The organism is Kitasatospora sp. NPDC058965 (assembly GCF_042741245.1).
Lineage (GTDB): Bacteria > Actinomycetota > Actinomycetes > Streptomycetales > Streptomycetaceae > Kitasatospora.
On the sequence record NZ_JBHYKG010000425.1, the window covers coordinates 1 to 5797 of the forward strand.

Below are 5797 nucleotides of genomic sequence, written 5' to 3' on the forward strand. Positions count from 1 at the left end.
GCGACCACCGCGTGGTAGGCGGGCAGGTCACCGAACTCGAAGTGCGGCCAGGCGCGGCCGCAGTCGATCTCCACCAGCTCGACCGCGCCCACCTCGGCGAGCAGCGCGGTGGTGGGCGCGAGGGTGGAGTCGAGCGCGTAGGCGACCCCGACCCGCGGGTACTTCGCCGCCGCCTCGGCCATCGGGCGGTCCACCCGGATCGCCTGCGGGAGCAGCTCCTCGGCCGCGCCGCCGATGGTCGAGCAGGTCACCACCACCACGTCGCAGCCGGCGAGTTCGGCCAGCCGGTCGGCCAACTTCTCCCGGTACGGCAGCCCCTCGCGCGCGTCGGCCAGCAACTGTTCGTCCACCAGGTGCCGTTGGGCGGTTCCTTCGGGGGCCAGGTCCGCCACCAGCGCGCGGAAGGTCGGCACGTGGACCGGGGAGGTGTGCAGGAAGCCTGTGCTGATCACGGGCCTCATCATGCCAGCGCCGCCGACCCGGGCCCAGCCCTTTGCCGGCCACCGGTTGCTATCCCCGGTGCGATCCGGTGAAGGTGCGGACGATCGACAGGTAGTCCGGCCCCGGCGGCGGGCCGCCGCCGCCCCACAGGTCCGGCTCGGTCCACAGCGCGGGGAAGCCGTTCGAGCACTCCTGGTGCCCGCTCGCGTCGTGGCAGTCGGTGGGCAGGTTGGGCTCGTACTCCGGGCTCCACATCAGGGCTGCCGAGGCGCCGGAGGCGGCCATCGCGTCGAGCACGCCGCGGTACATCGCCGCGGTGCTGGCGTTGGTCCCGTCCACGGGGGCGTAGTACTCCGACCACCAGATCGGCAGCTGACGGTGGTTCAGGAGGCCGTGCAGGTACTGGTCCAGCGCCTTGAACTTGGCCGCCCCCTGCGCCTGGTCGGGGAACCGGCGGTACTTCTGGGCGTCCGTGCAGTCGGGCGCGGTGTCCGGGCAGGCGGGTTCGGTGTCGGTGCCGGCGTCCACCGCCAGGAAGTCGGCGCCCGCGTCGTGCGCCAGCCAGTAGTCCAGCGCGTCCAGGGCGCGTTGGTCCACGGTGCCCCAGGGCTGGCCGCGCAGGGCGGCCACTGCGGCCGGGTGGCCCGCGGCGCCGGGATCGGACCAGGTGGGGAACGGCACGTACGGGCCGCCGATCCTCAGGTCCACCCGGGCCGACTTCCGGTAGCCGTCCAGCGCCCGGTAGACCGTGTTGTAGAAGGAGGTGTACGCCGCGGCGTCCCACTGCGAGTAGTCCACCGAGCCGTCCGGGCGCGGCACCCCGTAGAAGCCCTTGAACTGGTTCCAGACCTGGAAGTACCGCACGAACGGGTAGCGCCGGGCGACGGCCACCGCCAGGTCGGCGTAGTCCTGGTAGTGCGAGGGCAGCGGCGCGTCGTACAGGTGCGTGGTGTCGTCGGGGGCCTGGGGGTCGTAGTGGTCGGTGGCCCAGGACGGCGAGCAGCACAGGGTGATCACCGGGGTCCCGCCGGTGGCGCAGATCAGCCGCATCCGGGCGTCCAGCGAGGACCAGTCGAACGGCCCGTGCGCCCCGTGCCGCGGGTTCGCCCACTCGCCGAAGCCGAACAGGTGCATGTTCTGCAGCGGGCCGACCGAGGAGAGCGTCCGGCGGGCCCGGGCCAGCGCGGCCGGGGCGGGCGGCGGCGCCGTGGGGTCGGTCCCGGTGCCGATGCTGTGCTCCGCATGGGTCACCCCGACCTGGAAGCCGCCGCGCACCGCGGCACTGCTGCAGCCGGTCCCGTTGAAGGCCGCCTCGGCGGCCCCGGCCGCCCGGGGTGCGGCGCCCGTGCAGCCGAGCAGCGCCGTCAGGACCAGGACCAGCACCGGAACCACCACTCGGCGGGATTCGGCGGACACGGGCACCCTCCGTGGGCTCGGCGACGGCCCGCCCATTGTCCGCCGACGAACCGTCGGATCGGCCCGGCGACACCACTGTTGTCACCCGGCTGCCCGTGCGCGGTCGGGCTCAGCCGGCCGCCGGGTCGGTCACCTGGCCCAGGAAGAGCGGCAGGTCGGTGGTGGTGTCCCGGATCAGGAAGAGGAACGGCCGGTCGATGTGCAGCTCGGCCCGGTCCCGGGCCGGGGCGACCGCGGTGGCGCCGGCCACCGCCCCGCTGCCCGCCGCGGCGACCGTGCCCTGCTCGTCCACCGTGATCTTCGCCTTCTGCACCACCTTGGTCAGGCTCGCCCGCCACTTCGGGTCGTTCCCGGTGATCCCGGTCAGGTCGGCGCTGCCGGAGAACGCCGTCTTGACGCCGAGCTGCGCCAGCGGTCCGTTCAGGTCGCTGTCGGTCTCGAAGCTGAACCTGGGCAGCGTCAGGTCCACCTCGGTGTCCGCCAGGCCGTCCACGATCCGCTGCAGCTGCGCCTGGTCCAGCCCGCGCCGGAACGCGTCGAAGCCGCCCTGGGCGGGCACCACCAGGTCCATCGCCAGGTGGCCGGAGGCGTACGGGAGCTCCACCGCCTGCCAGGGCTGGCCGGTGATTCCGCCGCTGCCGGCGGCGTAGCGGACCCGGGCCAGCTGGGCCATGGTGGACGGCTGCTCGGTGCGCCCGTCCAGGGTGTGGAAGTCGCGTGGGCGGGTCTCGGCCGGCTTGAACGGCAGCCGCCAGTCCGCCTTGAGGTAGAGCGCGTCGGTCAGCGCCAGCAGGGTGCCGTCGTTCACGTCCTGCGGGCCGAACAGGTCCTTGATCAGCCCGTGGGTCTGCTGCTCGACCAGCGCGTTGACGGCCCGCCGCGAGCCGTCCGGGTCCTTCGCGAAGTCGGTGGTGCGCACGCCCGCGTCGAAGGCGCCGCCGAGCACCCGGAGGTAGTCCTGCTGGACCGGCAGGCCCCGCTGCGCCCACAGGGTGTCGGACTGCTCCAGGGTCACCTGCTTGTCCAGCCCGTCGTGGGCGGTCCGGTCCAGGTCGCCGGTGGCGGCCGCGTACTGCTCCCCGGTGAGCCCGGTGTGCAGCGCGGCGGCCAGCTCCTGCTCGGTGGTGCCGCGGGCGCCGGGCAGCAGCATGGCGAGCAGGGTGGTCAGGCCGGACGGGGAGAGCACCAGGTTGCCGCTGCCGTGCTGCACGGCGAGCGCGTGGTACAGGTCCAGGCCCAGCGCCCGGTCGCCGGTGGCGGTGGCCGTGCGCTGCTCGCCGGTGGCGGTCAGCCGGGGCGCGCCGGTCGCCTTCAGCTCGGCGGTGCCCGCCACCGTGCTGCCGCCCCCGCTGCCGCAGCCCGCCAGGACCAGGGCGGCCACCGCCGCCGCGCCCGCCGTCCGCCAGCTCCGCTTGATCCGCATGGTCGCTCCCCGCCCGGTCCGGTGTCCCGCGTCCCACTGGTGTGGGCTCCGATGGGACGCGGCAGCGCGGCGCCGGGTTCCGTCCGGTGGCGGGCGCTGCCCACCTCGCCCAGGATCGGTACCGTGACGAAGCATCAGCAGGACGCCGGGGCGCAGGCCGCGATGCGCCGCCGGATCACCGAGCGTTGTGACCAACTGGGGATCTCCCGCGAGGATTTGGCTGCCAAGGCCGGGATGGCGCCGCCCTACCTGAGCTACCTGACCGAGACCGCTCCCGGCTTCGACCCGGCCGGCCTGCTGCGGGTGGCGGCCGCCCTCGGGCTCAGCTACCAGGAGCTGACCGAGGGCCGGGCCGACGCCGCGCCCGGCCAGCAGGGCCGGGTGGCCCGCCCGGCCCTGGTCCGGCTGACCGAGGAGGAGTGCTGGGAGCGCCTCGGCGGCCACGGGGTGGGCCGGATCGCGCTGCCCGACGCCGAGGGCCCCACCGTGGTCCCGGTCAACTACCTGGTCGACGGGCACACCGTGGTCTACCGCACGGCGCCGGACGCGGTCGGCGCCTGCGCGGCCGGCGACCCGCTGTCGTTCCAGGCCGACCGGGTGGACGAGCAGCTGCGCAACGGGTGGAGCGTGCTGCTGGTCGGCACCGCCGAGCGGCCCACCCCGCCGGAGGCCGCCGCCCTCGACGACCGCGCCGACCAGGGCCGGCCCTGGGTCGGCCCGGCCCGCCAGCTGTGGATCCGGGTCCGCCCGCACCGGGTCACCGGCCGCCGGATCGGCACGGTCGACCCGAGCGGCCACCTGGCCTGACTTGGAGGTTCCTCCAGGGTCCGGCGAAGATCAAGTTGCGCTGATTGTGCGGACCCTCAAGGTTCGCGTGTGAACTGGCTTTCGAGGTGGGTATCCGCGAGTATCGACGGTTGGGTGCGGGGCGGCCGGTGAGCGGTCGTTCGGCCTGGAACCGGCCCCTGATCCGTGCCCGAGGTCTACCCTCCCAGAGCCAGAGAGCCCCAGTTCATGCGCTTCTTGAACCCCCAGACCGGCAGCTACGACGAGCGGAACGCGGTCCCGTACGACCTCACGTACGACGACGTCTTCATGGTCCCCAGCCGGTCCGCCGTCGGCTCTCGGCAGGGCGTCGACCTCTCCTCCAACGACGGGACCGGCACCACGATCCCGCTGGTGGTGGCGAACATGACCGCCATCGCCGGGCGCCGGATGGCCGAGACGGTGGCCCGTCGCGGCGGCCTGGTGGCGATCCCGCAGGACATCCCGACCGAGGTGATCGCCGAGGTGATCACCTGGGTGAAGCGGCGTCACCTGGTCTTCGACACCCCGGTGACGCTGTCCCCGGGGGCCACCGTGGCCGACGCGCTGGCGCTGCTGCCCAAGCGGGCGCACGGCGCGCTGGTGGTGGTCGAGGACGGCAAGCCGGTCGGCGTGGTGACCGACGGCGACTGCCAGGGCGTGGACCGGTTCACCAGCCTGTCCCAGGTGATGTCCCGCGACCTGCTGCTGCTGGACGAGTCGATCGACCCGAAGGCCGCCTTCGAGAAGCTGGGCGAGGGCCACCGCAAGCTGGCCCCGGTGGTGGACGCGGCCGGCGAGCTGGTCGGCATCCTGACCCGCAAGGGCGCGCTGCGCGCCACCCTGTACACCCCCGCGGTGGACGCGGCCGGCAAGCTGCGGGTCGCCGCCACCGTCGGCATCAACGGCGACGTGGCAGGCAAGGCCAAGGCGCTGATCGAGGCGGGCGCCGACGTGCTGGTGGTGGACACCGCGCACGGGCACCAGGAGTCGATGATCAGCGCGCTGCGCGCGGTCCGCGGCCTGGACCCGCGGATCCCGATCGTCGCCGGCAACGTGGTCACCGCGGCCGGCGTGCGCGACCTGATCGAGGCCGGCGCGGACATCCTCAAGGTCGGTGTCGGCCCCGGCGCGATGTGCACCACCCGGATGATGACCGGCGTGGGCCGCCCGCAGTTCTCCGCGGTGCTGGAGTGCGCCGCCGAGGCGCGCCGGCTGGGCAAGCACGTCTGGGCCGACGGCGGCGTGCGCCACCCGCGCGACGTCGCGATGGCGCTGGCGGCCGGTGCCTCCAACGTGATGATCGGCTCCTGGTTCGCCGGCACCTACGAGTCGCCCGGCGACCTGCAGACCGCCCCCGACGGGCGCCAGTACAAGGAGAGCTTCGGCATGGCCTCGGCCCGCGCGGTGCGCAACCGCACGGCGGAGGAGTCGGCCTACGACCGGGCCCGCAAGGCGCTCTTCGAGGAGGGCATCTCCACCTCGCGGATGTTCCTGGACCCGGCCCGCCCGAGCGTCGAGGACCTGATCGACTCGATCATCGCGGGCGTGCGCAGCTCCTGCACCTACGCGGGGGCCAACAGCCTGGCGGAGTTCCAGGAGAAGGCGGTCGTCGGCATCCAGAGCGCGGCCGGCTACGCCGAGGGCAAGCCGCTGCACTCCAGCTGGTCCTGACCGCAGCACGGCACCGGGCCGCTCGCCAGTGGCGAGCGG

General features: G+C 74.1%; 4 protein-coding genes and 1 pseudogene. 2 read left to right on the forward strand and 3 right to left on the reverse strand.

Annotated elements, in window-relative coordinates:
- The 3 genes and pseudogenes from ACFW1A_RS37500 to ACFW1A_RS37510 form a co-directional block, all read right to left on the reverse strand.
- A pseudogene (locus ACFW1A_RS37500) lies at positions 1-452 on the reverse strand (arylsulfatase); the annotation flags it as partial.
- A 58-nt stretch (positions 453-510) separates the two neighbouring features.
- The gene (locus ACFW1A_RS37505; protein WP_380417601.1) at positions 511-1857 is read right to left on the reverse strand and encodes a hypothetical protein; all 1347 of its coding nucleotides are present in this window, start codon (positions 1855-1857) and stop codon (positions 511-513) included.
- Between the two features lie 109 nt (positions 1858-1966).
- Entirely contained in the window at positions 1967-3280 is a 1314-nt protein-coding gene (locus tag ACFW1A_RS37510) for a serpin family protein (RefSeq protein WP_380417603.1), read from the reverse strand.
- Between the two features lie 123 nt (positions 3281-3403).
- Between ACFW1A_RS37510 and ACFW1A_RS37515 the strand changes: the two genes are divergently transcribed.
- Together ACFW1A_RS37515 and ACFW1A_RS37520 are read left to right on the forward strand one after the other, a co-directional pair.
- On the forward strand, positions 3404-4087 hold the full coding sequence (locus tag ACFW1A_RS37515) for a helix-turn-helix domain-containing protein (protein ID WP_380417605.1): 684 nt from the start codon (positions 3404-3406) through the stop codon (positions 4085-4087).
- Between the two features lie 207 nt (positions 4088-4294).
- Positions 4295-5758, forward strand: a complete 1464-nt coding sequence (locus ACFW1A_RS37520; RefSeq protein ID WP_380417607.1) for a GuaB1 family IMP dehydrogenase-related protein — start codon at positions 4295-4297, stop codon at positions 5756-5758.
- Positions 5759-5797 lie beyond the last annotated feature (39 nt).

What these genes read in the sequence shown, in the direction of transcription:
- ACFW1A_RS37510 (WP_380417603.1), bottom strand. Translation starts at nt 3,280, where the DNA reads ATGCGGATCAAGCGGAGCTGGCGGACGGCGGGCGCGGCGGCGGTGGCC.
- ACFW1A_RS37520 (WP_380417607.1), top strand. Translation starts at nt 4,295, where the DNA reads ATGCGCTTCTTGAACCCCCAGACCGGCAGCTACGACGAGCGGAACGCG.